Here is a 15,516-nt window from a genome sequence, read left to right on the forward strand (position 1 = left end):
GGCGCCTGCGGTCGCAGCGTTGAAGACACAGCACGGGAGCAACCTGGTGCTCATCGGCATACCCGGACGCGCCGACATCTCTGACATGAGGTCATTCGTCAGCACTCATGGACTCGGCCACATGCCGCATCTCCCCGACGAGGACGGCGAACTGTGGCGGACGTATGGCGTCTCCTACCAGCCCCGCTGGTTGCTGATCCGCTCAGATGGCACTGAGGAATCAGGAGGCGGAGCAATTCCCGCCTCAGTCGTGACCGACGCCCTCACCCCGGGCTGACAAGGTCGTCTTTCTGCTCGGTGTGTCCCACGGTGCGTGGCCATTCACGGCCTCCGGCACGCTTCGGGGAGACGAACGCGCCGACGCGGAGGCACTGGCAGCCACGAAGCTCTTCGTAGCGATGACTCGCGCCCGGGATGCGCTCTATGTCGTGTGCAGTGAGAAGCCTCATTCGCTCATCGATACGGGGCGAGAGCACTTCGAGACCATCCGCTACCCGACTGCGTGAGGCCCTGCAGCCACCCGCGTCGACCCTCAGGGACGCCACCGCGGCTATGCAGCTAGTGTCCTGAGTGGCTAGTTGATCGCGTTTTGGTGTCGGTTGCGCCATCATGATTCCTTCGCCGATGACCGGAGGCTGTGATGGGTGTTCGACGGCAACGGCCGACTGTGCCGGTGGTGCTGAGCGACGGCGAGCGCGAGACGCTGGAGCCGTTATGTGCACCGAATTCCCCACTCAGGACACTAGACGGTCAGGGCCGACAGGGGCAGGACGGCGACACCGTCGGGACGGCCATAGCCATAGCCGCTGGCAGTTATCACCACTTTGCGCGCCGGGGGGCCGGTGAGCGCGCTGTCCACCTTGCCGCACACCCGGTTCAGCGTCCCAGCGGCTTCGTCGACGGCATTCATCGAGCCGAGCTTGACCTCGACGGCCATCCATCGGCCGTCTCCCCAGTCCACGATGGCGTCGATCTCATCGCCGTGGGAATCCCGGTAGTGCCAGACCGAGGCTTCATGAGCCTGCGCATACACCCGCAGGTCGCGGACAACCAGCGACTCGAACAAGAAACCGAACGTCTTGAGGTCAGAGAGCAGACGATTCGGACCGGCGCGCAGGGCAGCGGCGGCAAGCGACGGATCCACGAGGTGTCTCTTGGGCGATTTCTGCAGCCGAGCCCGAGACCGGAGGCTCGCTGACCACGACGGGACGTCCTCGGTCACGAACAGCGCTGTGAGCGCATCCAGATAGGCGGCAGTCGTGCGCTGATCCTGGGCCTGGACTCCCTCAGCGACTCCCCCGGTGTCGGATGCCAGCTTGGCGATGGATGCCGTCGTCGACGTGTTCCGAGCAATCGACGCGAGCAGGCGGCCCACCTTCTGCGGGTCCCGCCGCCTGCCGCCCTCGCTCCCGAACTGGGAAACGTCAACACGTGCTATCTCGTTCAGATACGAACGCAGACGCCGCTGAGCCGGCACGACGGCGAGCCCCAGGTGCTCCGGCCAGCCGCCGCGGCACAGTGCTTCGGCAATGTCGGGAACCCCGAGGTCCGGGCGACCCGCAACGCATGGCGCTCCATTGACCAGATCGCCGAGCGAGACCTCCCGAGTCGAGGCCCCCGATTCGGACAGCGACATCGGGCGCAGGCGAATCCGCATGATCCGTCCTGCCCCGGAGTGGCGGATGCCGTCGTCGGCCAAGCGGGCCGTGCCGGTGAGAATGAAGCGTCCGTGGCGGCGCTCCTCGTCCGACAGGTGACGGATGCTGTTCCAGATCTCAGGGACGATCTGCCACTCGTCGATCAGCCGCGGCTCGCGTCCGTCCAAGAACTGCCGTGGCAGCAGCCGGGCCTGCTCGCGCGCCTGCTCGTCCTGCTCGAACGACGCCTCGCTGCGGGCATGGCGCCGAGCGGTCCAGGTCTTCCCGCAGGCCTTGGCGCCTTCGACGACGACCACCGGCGTGCTCGCCAGCGCTTCGGAAATCTCGCCGTCGACAACCCGTTCGACGTAGCCGACCGGCGTGAGCGTGGCGTCCACGACCCGCAGCGTAACATTTCTAGCTGGTTCAATGTCATAATTTATTTTTTCTAAATGTCACAGTTTCTATTCGCATCGCCTTGGCGAGGCCGTTGCCGGACGGCCTCGAAGAAGCTCTGAGGCCGTTGCGGGCCAACACGCTCCGGCCCAGCCGCGAGGACTACGACGATGTCACGAGTTGGCGGATCGGCGGGACCTACCCCATCGGCCCTGCCTCAAGCGTCACCGGAGCGGACAGAACAGCTCGCTCGACATCTGACCCGCGCTGCCGTGAGAATCGCCGAGATCACCATGGAGCACCTGCTGGGAGCAGGCGCGGACCTTGGCGACGAAGACCTGCGCGCCTGCCAGAACCGCCTGCTGGCAGCACAAGCGGTCTTGGCCTCCGGCGATGTGGTGACCGGTGCCGATCCGAGTGTCACCACCGCCGCTCGACGCAGTTGAGGGCAGACCGGGATCCACCGCACGGTGCGCTCACGCGCATGGCCGCCGAAGTGGCGGCGCGCGAAGCCGCCCGAGGCAACGCTGCAAGCCCTGATTTTTCGCGAGAATTGCTCTACACGCATCGTCGCAGGCCAGAGGGGCCTTTCCGCGAACCCCAACAAACCCAGTCCCACACTCGCAAAAAATCAGGGCTAGAGGAAAATCAGGGCTAGAGGAATGGTGCGACGGTCTGGGAGGAATCGCTAGCACGGCACGTCAGCGGTGCCACGGAGATTCAACAGCGGCCAATCGGCGCCAAGAGCGAATCAGTTGCCCTCAGCCATGGGCGCTACGACGAACGTGTCGAGTTGACTTCGCTCGTCGGCGACGTAACGCCTGAGTCCACTTTCGTGACGCTCGACGGGGCAACGCTTGAGAGCCTGTCCACCATGACATCACCTCGAGTGCCCGAATCCGGAGAGCCGCTCATCACCTATAACCACAGGCATCCGTTCTGCCAGCGCAACGCAGAATGGCCGGCCTTCAGACCCGACATGGCGACAGCGCTCAATTGGCGACCCGACGGCACTCAGCCCGGCACATGGCTCACTCGGGATGGGATCCCTGCCGTCGAGACTGTCCTGGTGGGCCGACGGCCTTACGAACATCCATCACTCGTAGGCCCCGTTACGGCTCATCTGACCGCCACACGCGGCAGTTACGACGATATCGAGGAAGCCGCACGCGAAAGTGCGCACCGAGCCATACACCTCTGAAGCTGATCACAGAGATTCCTGACTTGGGGTCCGCCATCAGTCAAGTCGCGTGATTCTCCCCCATGCGCAGGTCTCTGACCTGCGGAAATGCGTGAGCGGATCACGCGACTTAAGACGCGGCGGACCCCTTGGGTCCCACTTGGCGTGGATCTCCGCTGTTGGGCTCAGGCCGGGGCGGCGGGCGGCGGGCGGCGGCTTGGCGCTGGCCCGCTGGGGGCTGCGTAGTCGGGCAGCATCTCTGCCACAACGTCTGTCAATGCTGTGCGTGGCGCTGTCGGCCGTTGCTCGGCCTCTCGGGCGGCGACCACGATTCGAGCGTGGAGCGCGGAGTCCGGATCGAAGGCCGGCACCGGGACGTGTTTCAAGGGGTTGGTGTCGAAATGAAGTTTCGAGGTCTTTGATTCTCGCCAAGCGTCTTGCAGGCACTCGGCGTTGAGCACTCCCGTGAGATACAACGCTTCTTCGGGCGAGGCGGCGACGTACCAGTAGCACTTGTCGTCAGCGACGAGATCGGCCGGTCCTCGGCAGGCCCGCAGCGAGTCGCCGGACTTGTTGTAGAACACCTTGCACTTGTGCTCGGATGATTCCGCTGCAAGCTGGTTTGTGAGTGTGCGCTGGAAGTCGACGTTGTCCGACAGTGTCGCGCCGGCTGTCTTGGCCCGATCGCGCGCATAGCGGGCTTCGGCAATGGTCCAGTAACCGTGGGCGCGCGGCAATGACGTCCGGAACTCGGGGTCGTTCAGTGCCATGACCGCTCGGCGACCCTCGGCGAGCGGCGCGATGAGCCAGGCATCGGGTGAGCACACGAACGGCTCGAGTGTCTGCGCGCGCAGCGTTCTCACCAGCGCTGCGGTCTCGACGACAGCTTCGTAGCTCACGCCTTTCCATGGTGGCTTCGTGGACGCTTTCGTCTGCACCGTGGCGGTGTCGTTGTCGCCGGCCTGTATTGGGTCGAGTGCTAGGCACAGTCCCAGCGGCGAGGCCACTGCACCGCGGCGGAATCGGCGTGAGTACGGCGACGGCTTGCTCTCGCGGCGCACGATCTCGGTCACTGTCGGGGCTTCGGGGTCGCCTGAGTACTGCAGCAGCATCGCGTCGTGCCAATCGGGGGCGCCTTCGCCAAGCCGTCTGCCGACGACGACGCAGGTGCCGTTGGGTGCATGCCGAAACGGCGGCGGCTCCACGTCGTCGAGACTCGCGACGTAGTCGAAGCCGACCTTCGTGCCGCCCCAGCTTCCCGAGCGCCACGATTCCCATGTTTGGTTGATGAGCGCGCTGCCGGGCAGCACGAGGCCGAAGGCTCCGTTGTCTCCTAGGTACAGATCGGCCGCGCGCGCCGAGAACACCGACGCCAAGTCGCCTTTCGCCGACCACCTCGCCTTCGGCCGCAACCCATAGCGTTCGCTGAGCGTCGCCAATTGATCCTTGCGTGTTCCCGCCGGCGTGTCATTGGCGACCAGCCACGGCGGGTTGGCGACGATGGCCATCACCTTGTTGCGCGCCAGCGCGGACGGCGCGACCTGGTTGCCGATGTGCCAGCGCCAGACATGATCGCCCTCGTCGGCCACAGCATCCGACAGCTGAGCCACCGCCTCGCTGAGCAAGGCCTGCGTCTCGGCATCTTCCGCATCGAGGCTGCGCTCGCCCACCGCAACATCGACCAGCGTGCGTACCAGCACCTCAGCACGCGGCGACTCGATGACCTCAGCCGGGATGTCGATGCGCTGACCTTGCGCCGACGTCAGCCCGAGCGTGCCCTGCATGTTCTGCTGTGCCTGCTCTGAGTGCAGCAGCGCGTCGGCGAGATAGACACGCAGCGGCACCATTCCGCCGGGCGGCAACGCCGTGGCCAGCGTCGCCGTGGCCATCTCGACGGCGACGGGATGCACATCGAGCCCGGTCACCATCGCGGCCACGATCTCCCTGGTCCGTCCCGCAAGCAGCGGGTGCGCTGAACGGATGCGCTTGGCAACTGCTCTGGCCGACCAGAACAGAAACGTGCCAGAACCGCACGCCGGGTCCAAGACCGAGAACGCACCCTGTTCTGCTGCTTCGGAAGCCGGCTCGGCTTCTAGCGTCCGCGCTGCAGCTTCAATAGCGGCGTCCAAGCGGGCGGGGTCCCTCACGAGCACCTGATCCACGACATCAGCCGCCAGCCAGTCCGGCGTGTAGTACTCGCCGAATTCCTTGCGGTCGTCACGGTCGATCAGATCGTGATACAGCTCCTTCAGCAAATCCCGATCTGCCGCACGCCAGTCATACTGAGACACGCTGCTGGCCAAGCGCTCCAAGAGATCGACGCCCCCATCGAAATCGCCGAGCCACGCGCAGAACCCATCGGCGACAGCCTCGGGCAGCTCATCGACGAGCGACCCGTCCTGCGCCGCAAGCACGATCATCCGGGCCGCGACGACGAGCATCGTGTGCTCAGCGAAGTTGTGCGCCTGACCGATCGCGCCCGGCCCGACCAAGCCAGACCCCTGAAGCGTGCGCCGCCACAAACCGAACTTCGTCTCATAGAACGGCTCGGTCTCCACTGTCGGCAACAGCACCCGCAGCTCAGCCAGAAACGGGTCGAACAGCGTCCGCAACGGCGAAGGAGGCGCTGGCGCTCCGCGACGCTCCGGAGGCGCCAGATGCTCAACGACGAACTGGCCGAAAGCGCCTGCATCGTCCGCAAAGACCACCCCCTGAACGTGCGGCAACGTCACCAAGCTGCCCGCACCAGACGACCCGCCAGGCGCCGCTTGCCACTCCCAGCCCCACCACACACGGCCGTCGGTCAAGAATCCCCGCCAAGGCCGCTGGCTGCCGAGATCCAAATGACGATCCGCGAACGCCTCGACATAGCGGGCGACCTGACCGAATTGCGTCTCGCCCGCTCCGCTCCTGAGCCGCTCCGGGCCTGCCTCGCCACGTGCCTTCGTCTCGATGACTACTTGATACTCGTGACACACCAGATCCGCCGCACCAGTGCCCGCCCGCGCCTCCAACGCATAATCGCCAGCACCGAGCTCGGCCAACAGATTCGCCAGCCTGCGACGAATGTCCTGCTCGCCTACGGCACCCAACAGCTCCGCCAACTGCTTCCCGGCACGCTCATCGCTCGACATGGCATCCCCCCCGAAAATGCGGCTGGCCCTCAGTCGAGCATCACTCTCGCGCCACGGTGTCACACCCAAGAGTGCACCGTACCGGAGCACAACCACCCAGACGAGGACGATGCGGGGCGAGATAGGCGACTGTGCGGTTTCGGGGACCGCGGGGCGTGCCATACACCAGTGCGAGGCGCTGAACACTCGGCACACAGTGATCCGCATCGTTTCGGGGACCGCGGGGCGTGTCAAACACCAATGCGAGTCCCGCCAGCGCGGCTTGTCGCAAGTCCGCCTCTCCGGCGGCTTGCCGCGGCGGAAGAAAGCTGAGACCGCGTCTCGTCTTCCGTCACCGAGACCTGCGCCTACTGCGTGAGGATCAGGCTCGGGTCCAGGCTTCAGCTTCAGCCGGCTCAACGCTCGCGACGAACGCCCTTGAATGAACCGCTGGTCTTCTTGGTTGCCACGGATAGGCCGGTGGAGGCATCCCGCCCGACCCACTTGCCGATCCTGGGATTCTGCACTCGAACTCGACCGCTCAGCAGGCCGGTTCGGCCGTTGCCATGTGCGCCGTTCCTTGCCACAGAAATCTGGTCGCGGCCTGAGCTCAGAGGCCGACGCGGATGTGCAGGCTGCGGGGGCCGCGTACCTGCGCGCCGCCCCACTCGATGCCGCCGCGGCCGATCTCGGTGGCCAGTTCGAAGCGGGGGAAGCGGGCGAGCCATTCTTCAATGGCGACCTTCAGTTCCATGCGGGCCAGGTTCGAGCCGAGGCAGCGGTGGATGCCCAGACCGAACGCGAAGTGGCGGTTCTCTGCCCGGTCGATGATGACCTCGTCTGGTCGGTCGAACTTGGCCGGGTCGCGGTTGCCGGCGCCGAAGGGCAGCAGCACCTTGTCGCCTTTGGCGACAGGGCAGCCGCCGACCTCCGCTTCGTCGGTCGCTGCGATACGTGCCATGGTGACCGGGGCGAACGCTCGCAGGAACTCCTCGATCGCTGTCGGGAGCAGTTCGGGTTCTGCCAGCAGCCGCTCACGGTCGGTCTTGTTGGCGGCCAAGTGGTACAGGCCGGCCGATATGGAGCTCCACGTGGTGTCGATGCCCGCAAGCAGCAACAGGAAGCAGGCGCCGGTGATGTGATGGTTGGCGAGCGGGTCGCCGTTGGGCAGCGTCATGTCCAGCAGCTTCGAGGGCAGGTCGTCGGCCCGCTCCTGACGCCGCAGATCGGTCAGATCGCCGAAGTAGTGGAGCACCTCGCGCGTCGCGTTGGTGCGGCGCTCGACTTCGTCGCCGCGGGATTGCAGGACGTCCACTGCCCAGCGGGTGAAGTCCGGCTCATCCGACTCGGGCAGGCCCAGGATCCGGGCGATGACCCGAACCGGGATGTGCTTGGAGTACATGTCGGCCGCATCGGCGACGCCGGAACACCCGTCGTCGGCGCCGGTCTCGGCGGCGACGACGTCGAGCCGCTCGCGGGCGATGCTGCGGGTGACCTCCACGAGCTCTTCGACCGGCTTGGGCGAGAAGAACGGCAGCAGCAGCCGGCGGGCGTCGGTGTGGAACGGCGGATCGGAGGTGATCGGCGGGGCGACCAGCAGGCCGACCCCCTCAGGGACCGGGGCTACGCCGATGTCGCGTGAACTGAAGTTCTCCGGGTCGTAGGCCACCGCTGCGATGTCGTCCCAGGCGGTGGGCAGCCAGTGCCCGCCGTTGCGGCTGCTGTGCGCCACCGGGCACTTGGCGCGCATCTCCTTCCACACCTCCGCGGCGCCTTGGACGTACTCGTCGCCGTAGACGTCGAAGTCGCGCTCAACCGATGCGCTGTCGTGCTCTGCGGTCGTGCTCATGGCGGCTCCCTTGTGTCGGCACGGGCGTCGTCTGGGGCGGTGCCCAGCGTAGGCGACGGGTTCTGCGCTGCGCCGCAGCAGGGCCGCAATGGGACCAGCCGCAAGGGCGGGGTTCGTCGGGTTTGGGGGGCACATGTCGGGACATGCAGCACACGCGGGACACGCGTCGGTCGAGGGCGGCGACCAACGGCTACGAATTCCCGGGCGTCCCCCAAGCGATCATGGACATGGTTGTGCTCAACGGCGGCGCGTTGCCGCGCTGTCTGGCCTAGTAGGGGAGCTTCAGGCCGGGGCGGGGCCACTCGCCGACGGCAAGGCGGCCGGTGCCCGACAGGGTGACATAGGCGGGTGGGCGCCATCCTCGGCATCGTGCTGAGTGCGGCGGGTGTGCTCGCCGTCAGCGTGGTGATCGGCGCATTGGGATCAGTACTTCAGTACTTCAAGACAGCGCTCTACGAGTACGCCGCCGACGGTGTGGCGCACGGCGGCTACGACGTGAATCAGATGCGCGCGTCGTTCCGCAGGAAGTAGTCGGACTGAGTAGTCGGACTGATCAGACCGAACGGTCTGGCGGCTCAACCGCCGACGCCGTGCTCAGCGGCGAAGGCAGCGAGTCCGTCGCCGATCACGTCGACGTCGCCGGTGTTCCACGAGATCACCAGCTCGTCGACCCCGGCGGCCGCGTACTCGGCGACCAGCCCCGGCGTGAGCGAGTCGGCGCCAAGTCGAATCGAGACCTCGGCGGGAATGCCCGGCCGGCCCGCGGCCTCGGCGGCTTCGCGGATGACCGACAGGCGCTTCGTCACGCTCTGCGGGGTCAGCATCATCGCATGCCAGCCGTCGCCCAGCCGGCCCACCCGGCGCAGCGCAGGCGGCCGGTTGCCGCCGATGAGGATGGGCGGACGTGGCTGCTGCATCGGCTTCGGCGAGCTGACTGCGCCTTCGAACGAATAGTGCTCGCCTGCGAAGTCGGCGCTGGGCTGCGTCCACAACAGGTTCAGCACCTCGATGAACTCGTTGCTGAGTGCACCCCGGTTGTCGTAGTCCACGCCCAGCATCTCGTTCTCCTCGGGCAGGCTGCCCACCCCCAGCCCGACCACCAGGCGGCCGCCGCTCAGCCGGTCCAGCGTCGCCAGTTCCTTGGCCAGCACCATCGGGTGCAAGTACGGCATCACCAGCACGCTGGTGCCCAGCCGCACCCGGGAGGTGTGGGCGGCCATCCAAGTCAGGGTCACCAGCGCATCGTGGTAGGGACGCTCGCCGAGGCGGTCCCACACGTAGCCGACATTGAGGACGTGATGATTGACCCACACCGAGTCGAAACCGAGCTCCTCGGCCCGGACCGCCAGGCCGACGACGTCAGCGGGGTCGGCGACACCGAAGTTGTTGGGCACGGTGAAGCCGAACTTCATGGGCGGAGCCTCCTCGGGTCTTGGGGCGTAAGCATTGCAGGGGGAGACGCCGGGCGTGAGCCTCAGGCGAGCGCGGTGAAGGCGGCGTCAGCGATGTCGCAGGTGCGCTTGATGTCGTCGTCGGTGTGGGCTGCGCAGACGAAGTTGTTGTGGTAGCTGAGCAGGTAGGCACCCCGGCGGATGCACTCGGCCACCCAGCGGGCGTGAGACTTTGAGCCTCCGGAGCCGACGATCCGCAGGTACGGCATGGCGGGCACACCGCTCACACGCAGCTCGTGCCCATGGGCCGCCGCCACATCGGTCAACGCCGCTCCCAGGCGAACGCCGATCTCGGTTGCGGCGTTGGCGGCATCAACCGCACGCAGCTCCCGCAGCGTGGCGAGTCCAGCCGCCATGGCGACTGCGTTGAAGAACTGCGTTCCGGTGAAAAACGTCTCGCCGGCGGCCTCTTTGAGGACGTCACTGCCGGTCAGCGCTGCGAGGGGATGCCCGTTGCCGATCGCCTTTCCGAAGCACATCAGGTCGGGGGTGAATCCGTACGCGACATGCGCGCCAGCTAGGTCGATCCGGAACCCGCTGCGCACTTCGTCGACGACCACGACGATGCCTGCCGCCCGGCACGCTGTTTCGACCGCAGACCAGTAGCCCTCCGCCGGCAGCTCGTTGTCGCCGAACACCGGGTGGTGGTATGGCGAGGAGATGAAGCAGGCGATGTCGCCCGGGTGGGCATCGATGGCGGCCTGCACCGCCTCGACGTCGTTCCACGGCACTTCGATGACGAACGCCTGATCTTCGGCGATCGTGCCCTTGTTGCCCGTGGCCTGCATCCACGGCGCCGAGCCGTGGTACCCGCCCTGGATCTTCAGGATGTAGCGGCGTCCCGTTGCCGCGCGGGCAACCATCACCGCCAACCCGGTCGCGTCTGCCCCGTTCTTGCCGAACAGCGCCCAGTCGGCGCCCTCGACGAGATCCACGAGCTCCTCGGCCAGTTCCACCATCACCGGCGCTGCCAGGCTCACCGTGCTGCCGTCGGCGGCCTGCTTTTCGGCCGCCTCCTCCACCGCCGGGTGGTTGTAACCCAGGATGTTCGGCCCGTAGGCACAGATCCAGTCGATGTAGGAGTTGCCGTCCACATCGGTGAAGCGAGCGCCCTCCGCCGATGAGAAGAAGACCGGACCGTCTTCGATGACGGCAGGGCCGTAGTGGCCGTAGACACCCTTGGGAACCACGGCCTTCGACCGCTCGTACAGCTCCTGGGACTTCTTGGTTGGCATCGGCTCGCTCATGGCTGCACCTTCCGGCGAGAAGTTCTCGACAGGCTGCATCCTGACACACCGCAGGGCTGCCGCCCCCGGGTGGGGGCTACCATCGGGCGATGGGAGCGCTTGACAACTACACCGTTCTGGACCTGGCCGTCCTGGTGCAGGGACCGCAGGCTGCAGCGACCCTGCACGACATGGGAGCGTCGGTCATCAAGATCGAGCTGCCGGGCATGGGAGACTTGGGGCGGGTCATCCCCAATTCGCCTGGCGATCTGAGAAGCCCGTACCCCGCACTACGAGGCGTGCAATCGAGGGAAGCGGTCGGTCGCCTTGGACCTCCGCACGCCTGGCGGGAAGAGCACGCTCGAACGGCTGGTGGAGAGCGCCGAGCGGGTCCCGACCAGGTGGTGGCCGCCTGGGTGGCCGCTGTGCAGGCCCTCTGCCCCATCGCCTGAATGCACGCGGCGATATCTGCTTCGGCGATCTCGGTGGCGAGCTTCTTGGCGTGCGCCGCGGGGACGAGCACTTCCCAGGCATCGAGTTGGGACACGGACGCGTCATCTGGGGCATGACCCTGCGGATGCTGCAGGACCTGTTCGCCCGCGCAGGCCAACCGCTGCCCATCCAGTTCAGCCCATCAAGCTGAGCAGCGCTGGCCGCCGACAATCGGTGCTGTGCGCCAGAAGGCGCGCCGGATGGTCAGCCAGCCGACCCGACAGAAGCGTCGAGCCGCATCGCTTCAAACGCAGCCCAGGGGACCGGCCGGGGCAGCGGTTCGCCAGTGGCGTGCAGGTCGGTCGCGATGACGTCCACCAGGGCGCGGATGCCGCGAAGGCACTCTGCCTGGGTGGGTGCAATGTGGCTGACGAGCAGAAATCCGTTGCACACGCCGATCCAGGCGCCGTCCTCGTCGGACCACGACACTCGGTATTGGTACCGAGGATCATTCATTGCCGGTCTCCATCAGATCGATGGCCGGTCAGTGTGGCGGTTGGGAGCACCGGCCGAAACTGGTCAAGGCAAAATCGCTTGCGCCAACTGCGTCGCTGCATAGTATGGATCTATGGACTGGGCGAGTGTGCCGCCGCTGCTGACAGTCGTCCTCACGGTCGCCATAGCGTTCGCTGGCGGCGTGTGGGCGGTGATCAAGTGGGGATTCGGAGGCGTCAATGCTCGCATCGATGACATAGTTCCTCTTGTCAACGCCCGCTTCGATGATCAGAACCGTCAGATCGACGCCCGCTTCGAGGCCCAGAACCGTCAGATCGACGCCCGCTTCGAGGCAATCGACTCACGCTTCGAGGCAATCGACGCCCGCTTCGAGGCCCAGAACCGTCAGATCGACGCCCGCTTCGAGGCAGTCGACTCACGCTTCGATGGGCTGAACTCCCGGTTTGATGCCGTTGATTCCCGCTTCGACACCGTTGACATCAAGATCGACGCGGTAGACAAGCGCGTTGACGCTGTGGACCGTCGTATCGACGAACTGCGTGTCGACCTGCGGGCGATCGTGACTCGGGTCGACGCGCTGCAGGCAGCCGTTGTGCCCGCGGCAATGGGTCCAGCGTGACGCTCAACGGCTGACACTGCGGGCCATCGGGCCGGGGTAGGTGGCCAATGGCCGAGTGTCGGGACTCGGCGCAGAGACGAGGTCGGAACAGGAGAGATGTCGATGAGCGCTGACTTCGAGCTGGAGTTGCTGAGTTCGGGCTGGGGCCTCATCGAGGGTCCCCGGGTCGATGAGCACGACAACTTCTATTTCTCCGACGTGCCGAATGGCGGCGTGTGCCGGCGGACGCCCGATGGCGAGATCGAAGTCGTGGTGCCAAAGCGGCGAGGCGTGGGCGGGATGGTGCTGCACGCCGATGGCGGCGTGGTGGTGAGCGGGCGCAACATCCAGCACGTCACCGCCGAGGGCTCCACCGTGCTGTTCGCGCCCGAGGTGGCCGGATTCAACGACATGCACACTGACTTGTTGGGGCGGGTCTACGTTGGCTCGCTGCGGCGTGACCCCTTCGACGAATCGTCTCCCGATGAAGCCGGCGAGCTGTACCGCATCAACCTCGACGGCTCAACCGACGAGGTGTACGACGATGTGCAGCTCACGAACGGCATCGGATTCTCGCCCGACGGCACCCGGCTGTACCACTCCGACAGCATTCCGGGGCGGGTGTGGGTGTCCGATGTGGACGGCGATGTTGTGTCGAACCGTCGTGAGTTCGTGAGGGAACGCAAGGTGCCCGACGGTCTCGCCGTGGACGTCGAGGGCGGCGTCTGGGTGGCGCTGGCCGAGGGCGGCCGGGTGCAGCGCTACACACCCGACGGTGAGTCGGACCTCGCCGTGCCGGTTCCGGACCGCTTCGTCACCAGCGTCTGTTTCGGCGGTGCCGACATGCGCGATCTGTACATCGTGACGGGCGGCGGCACGTCCGACGGCGGATGCATCTTCCGCACCCGTGCACCGGTCGCCGGTGTGCCGACGCCTCTGGCCCGGGTGCGCCCGAGCAGGTGACGGATTGTCGCAGGGTGCCTGCGGCGCTGGAACTGCCGCTGGACCGATTGATCTGCGAGAGCGAGCGGGCCCTCCGTGCCTTGGTGCCCACCGAGGCAGCGCGTCGAGCGGCGAGACTGCGGGCATGAGCAACGTCTTTCACTGGTCCTATGGCCGTCATGACGCGCCCGTGCTGCTGTGCCTGCACGGCATCGGCTCATGCGCCGACGCGTTCGAGCCGCAGCGACCGCTGGCCGAGCGGCTGGATATGCGGGTGGTGGCCTGGGATGCTCCCGGCTACCGATATTCGGCCGATCCCGATACGGCGCCAGGCATCGACGGCTGGGCTGACGCTGCGGCTGCGCTCATCGAGGCAGTCTCGGGCGGTCCTGCTGTGGTGCTGGGCGTTTCGTGGGGAGGGGTGACCGCAACCCGGCTGGTCCTGCGCCGCCCCGACTTGGTGTCGGCGCTCACCCTGGCCGACTCCAGCGCCGGCGCAGGTACCAAGCCCGAACAGGCGGCGGCGATGCGAGCCCGGGCTGCCGACTTCGTCGACCTGGGACCCGAGGGCTTCGCCGCCGCACGTGCGCAACGGCTCGTCAGCCCAGAGGCCAGCGATGAGATGCGTGCCCAGGTGGCCGAGATGATGGTGCCGTCCATTCGCATGCCCTGCTACCAGTGGGCCTGCGACTCCATGGCCGAGTCGAACCACTACCCGAAGCTCGAGCGCATCACGGCACCGACGCTTGTCGTGGTGGGGGAGCACGACGAGGTCACCCCGCCTCGCTCCTCGCAGCGTTTGGCCGAGGGAATAGCGGGAGCTTGCTACGCGGAGATTCCCGGCGCCGGCCACCTGGCCAACCAAGAGCGGCCCGAGGCCTTCAACGACGTGGTCGCTGATTTCGTGGAGTCGCTGGCGGGTTGAGCCGCTGATCGTCGGCCGTTCAGGCGTGGATCAGCGAGGCGGCATGCGGATGCCGCCGTCGACCCGGATGACCTCGCCGTTCATGTACGGGTTGGTGATGCATTCCATCACCATGAAGGCCAGCTCCTCGCCAGAGCCGAGCCGCTTGGGGAACAGCACGCTCTGGCCCAGATACGCCTTGAACTGATCGGATTGCTCGCCCTCGCCGTAGATCGGCGTGTCGATGAGGCCCGGTGCGATCGTGTTGACGCGGATGCCGACGGCGGACAGGTCCCGGGCGATCGGCAGGGTCATGCCCACGACGCCGCCCTTGGAGGCCGAGTACGCCGCTTGGCCGATCTGGCCGTCGAACGCCGCAACCGACGCCATGTTGACCACCGCCCCGCGGGAGCCGTCGGCGTCGACGGGCTCGGTCCTGGCCATCGCGGACGCGGCCTGGGCCAGCATGTTGAACGAGCCGATCAGGTTCACGTTGATGACGAAGCGGAACTGCTCGAGGTCCATCGGAACGTTGTTGCGGTCGATGGTGCGACCGGCACGGCCGAGTCCGGCGGAGTTGACCAGCGCCCGCAGCGGCCCCATCTCAGAAGCAGCGTCCACCGCATCTCGGGCGTCGTCGATGTCGGTGACGTCACAGCGCACGAACAGACCGCCGACCGCCGACGCCGTCTCGTTGCCGAGTTCTTCGAGCAGGTCGGCGATGACGATGTGGGCGCCGGTGTCGGCGAGTTGGCGGGCGCTAGGGTGCCGGCGTTCCGGCTGCTGTGGCTCAGCGGCGTGTTCTCGTTCATGAGCATCCAGATGCAGTTCCTGCTGCGCTCGCTGCTTGCTTGGGATCTCACCGAGAGCGAGGGGGCCCTCGGCATCGTCATGTTCTCCTTCGGCGCGGCCTTGGGCATCTCGACGCTGTTCGGCGGCGTGGCGGCTGATCGACTGTCGAAGCGGCGGCTGATGCTGTTCGGGCAGATGGTGCTGCTTCGGCTTCAGCTACGTCGCCTTTCAGCCTGTGCTTGTCGAGGGCGTCTTCGGCCTCGGCGACCGGCAGGTCGGCTTCATCGCCGGAGCTTCCTCCATCGGCGCCGTCGTCGCGTCCATCGTGCTCGCCTCGCGTGCCGACTCGCCGAGCGCCGACTCGATCATGACCGGCCTGGGCTTCGCCTTCGGCGTCTCGGTCATGGCCCTCGCCTGGACCCCGAACTATGAGATCGCGCTGGTGGTCACCGCGGTCATCGGCACCGCGTCGATCGGGTT

General features: G+C 66.6%; 18 protein-coding genes and 1 pseudogene. 12 read left to right on the plus strand and 7 right to left on the minus strand.

Annotation, left to right across the window (positions count from 1 at the left end; translation table 11 throughout):
• Positions 1-19: 19 nt before the first annotated feature.
• Both ACOGXQ_RS04360 and ACOGXQ_RS04365 read left to right on the plus strand, forming a co-directional pair.
• On the plus strand, positions 20-277 hold the full coding sequence (locus tag ACOGXQ_RS04360) for a TlpA family protein disulfide reductase (RefSeq protein ID WP_419946228.1): 258 nt from the start codon (positions 20-22) through the stop codon (positions 275-277).
• A gap of 22 nt (positions 278-299) precedes the next feature.
• Complete coding sequence (locus ACOGXQ_RS04365) at positions 300-506, plus strand: hypothetical protein (protein ID WP_419946229.1); 207 nt, start codon at positions 300-302, stop codon at positions 504-506.
• 236 nt (positions 507-742) lie between these two features.
• On the opposite strand, the gene ACOGXQ_RS04370 is transcribed toward ACOGXQ_RS04365, so the two are convergent.
• Positions 743-2,035, minus strand: coding sequence for an ATP-binding protein (locus ACOGXQ_RS04370; RefSeq protein WP_419946230.1), 1,293 nt, complete (start codon positions 2,033-2,035; stop codon positions 743-745).
• A 270-nt stretch (positions 2,036-2,305) separates the two neighbouring features.
• Between ACOGXQ_RS04370 and ACOGXQ_RS04375 the strand changes: the two genes are divergently transcribed.
• Together ACOGXQ_RS04375 and ACOGXQ_RS04380 are read left to right on the plus strand one after the other, a co-directional pair.
• Positions 2,306-2,479, plus strand: a complete 174-nt coding sequence (locus ACOGXQ_RS04375; RefSeq protein WP_419946231.1) for a hypothetical protein — start codon at positions 2,306-2,308, stop codon at positions 2,477-2,479.
• A gap of 347 nt (positions 2,480-2,826) precedes the next feature.
• The gene (locus ACOGXQ_RS04380) at positions 2,827-3,234 is read left to right on the plus strand and encodes a hypothetical protein (RefSeq protein ID WP_419946232.1); all 408 of its coding nucleotides are present in this window, start codon (positions 2,827-2,829) and stop codon (positions 3,232-3,234) included.
• A 164-nt stretch (positions 3,235-3,398) separates the two neighbouring features.
• Here the strand turns inward: ACOGXQ_RS04380 and ACOGXQ_RS04385 are convergent, their stop codons facing one another.
• Positions 3,399-6,347, minus strand: a complete 2,949-nt coding sequence (locus ACOGXQ_RS04385) for a hypothetical protein (RefSeq protein ID WP_419946233.1) — start codon at positions 6,345-6,347, stop codon at positions 3,399-3,401.
• A 589-nt stretch (positions 6,348-6,936) separates the two neighbouring features.
• Positions 6,937-8,175, minus strand: a complete 1,239-nt coding sequence (locus tag ACOGXQ_RS04390; RefSeq protein ID WP_419946234.1) for a cytochrome P450 — start codon at positions 8,173-8,175, stop codon at positions 6,937-6,939.
• 143 nt (positions 8,176-8,318) lie between these two features.
• On the opposite strand from ACOGXQ_RS04390, the gene ACOGXQ_RS04395 reads away from it, so the two are divergent.
• Positions 8,319-8,447, plus strand: a complete 129-nt coding sequence (locus tag ACOGXQ_RS04395) for a hypothetical protein (RefSeq protein ID WP_419946235.1) — start codon at positions 8,319-8,321, stop codon at positions 8,445-8,447.
• A 76-nt stretch (positions 8,448-8,523) separates the two neighbouring features.
• Positions 8,524-8,706: a hypothetical protein gene (locus ACOGXQ_RS04400; RefSeq protein ID WP_419946236.1), complete on the plus strand. Its 183-nt coding sequence runs from the start codon at positions 8,524-8,526 to the stop codon at positions 8,704-8,706.
• 44 nt (positions 8,707-8,750) lie between these two features.
• Here the strand turns inward: ACOGXQ_RS04400 and ACOGXQ_RS04405 are convergent, their stop codons facing one another.
• Both ACOGXQ_RS04405 and ACOGXQ_RS04410 read right to left on the minus strand, forming a co-directional pair.
• Positions 8,751-9,587: an LLM class F420-dependent oxidoreductase gene (locus tag ACOGXQ_RS04405; protein WP_419946237.1), complete on the minus strand. Its 837-nt coding sequence runs from the start codon at positions 9,585-9,587 to the stop codon at positions 8,751-8,753.
• A 62-nt stretch (positions 9,588-9,649) separates the two neighbouring features.
• Entirely contained in the window at positions 9,650-10,873 is a 1,224-nt protein-coding gene (locus ACOGXQ_RS04410) for an aminotransferase class III-fold pyridoxal phosphate-dependent enzyme (protein WP_419946238.1), read from the minus strand.
• 89 nt (positions 10,874-10,962) lie between these two features.
• Between ACOGXQ_RS04410 and ACOGXQ_RS04415 the strand changes: the two are divergent.
• Together ACOGXQ_RS04415 and ACOGXQ_RS04420 are read left to right on the plus strand one after the other, a co-directional pair.
• A pseudogene (locus tag ACOGXQ_RS04415) lies at positions 10,963-11,103 on the plus strand (CoA transferase); the annotation flags it as partial.
• A gap of 251 nt (positions 11,104-11,354) precedes the next feature.
• Positions 11,355-11,495, plus strand: coding sequence for a hypothetical protein (locus ACOGXQ_RS04420; protein WP_419946239.1), 141 nt, complete (start codon positions 11,355-11,357; stop codon positions 11,493-11,495).
• 53 nt (positions 11,496-11,548) lie between these two features.
• On the opposite strand, the gene ACOGXQ_RS04425 is transcribed toward ACOGXQ_RS04420, so the two are convergent.
• Positions 11,549-11,800 carry a hypothetical protein gene (locus ACOGXQ_RS04425; RefSeq protein ID WP_419946240.1) on the minus strand — a complete coding sequence of 84 codons (252 nt, stop codon included), beginning with the start codon at positions 11,798-11,800 and terminating at the stop codon, positions 11,549-11,551.
• A 112-nt stretch (positions 11,801-11,912) separates the two neighbouring features.
• Between ACOGXQ_RS04425 and ACOGXQ_RS04430 the strand changes: the two genes are divergently transcribed.
• The 3 genes from ACOGXQ_RS04430 (at position 11,913) to ACOGXQ_RS04440 (ending at position 14,265) form a co-directional block, all read left to right on the plus strand.
• Positions 11,913-12,419 (plus strand): hypothetical protein, encoded by a 507-nt coding sequence (locus ACOGXQ_RS04430; protein ID WP_419946241.1) that lies wholly within the window; start codon positions 11,913-11,915, stop codon positions 12,417-12,419.
• Positions 12,420-12,521: 102 nt separating this feature from the next.
• Positions 12,522-13,361 (plus strand): SMP-30/gluconolactonase/LRE family protein, encoded by an 840-nt coding sequence (locus ACOGXQ_RS04435; protein WP_419946242.1) that lies wholly within the window; start codon positions 12,522-12,524, stop codon positions 13,359-13,361.
• Between the two features lie 124 nt (positions 13,362-13,485).
• Positions 13,486-14,265 (plus strand): alpha/beta fold hydrolase, encoded by a 780-nt coding sequence (locus ACOGXQ_RS04440; protein ID WP_419946243.1) that lies wholly within the window; start codon positions 13,486-13,488, stop codon positions 14,263-14,265.
• Positions 14,266-14,295: 30 nt separating this feature from the next.
• On the opposite strand, the gene ACOGXQ_RS04445 is transcribed toward ACOGXQ_RS04440, so the two are convergent.
• Positions 14,296-15,066 carry an SDR family oxidoreductase gene (locus ACOGXQ_RS04445; RefSeq protein WP_419947334.1) on the minus strand — a complete coding sequence of 257 codons (771 nt, stop codon included), beginning with the start codon at positions 15,064-15,066 and terminating at the stop codon, positions 14,296-14,298.
• Between ACOGXQ_RS04445 and ACOGXQ_RS04450 the strand changes: the two genes are divergently transcribed.
• Positions 14,974-15,468 carry a hypothetical protein gene (locus ACOGXQ_RS04450; RefSeq protein WP_419946244.1) on the plus strand — a complete coding sequence of 165 codons (495 nt, stop codon included), beginning with the start codon at positions 14,974-14,976 and terminating at the stop codon, positions 15,466-15,468. The genes ACOGXQ_RS04445 and ACOGXQ_RS04450 overlap by 93 nt on opposite strands.
• The last annotated feature ends 48 nt before the right edge of the window (positions 15,469-15,516 follow it).

It is taken from the genome of Candidatus Poriferisodalis sp., from assembly GCF_965208485.1.
Lineage (GTDB): Bacteria > Actinomycetota > Acidimicrobiia > Acidimicrobiales > Poriferisodalaceae > Poriferisodalis.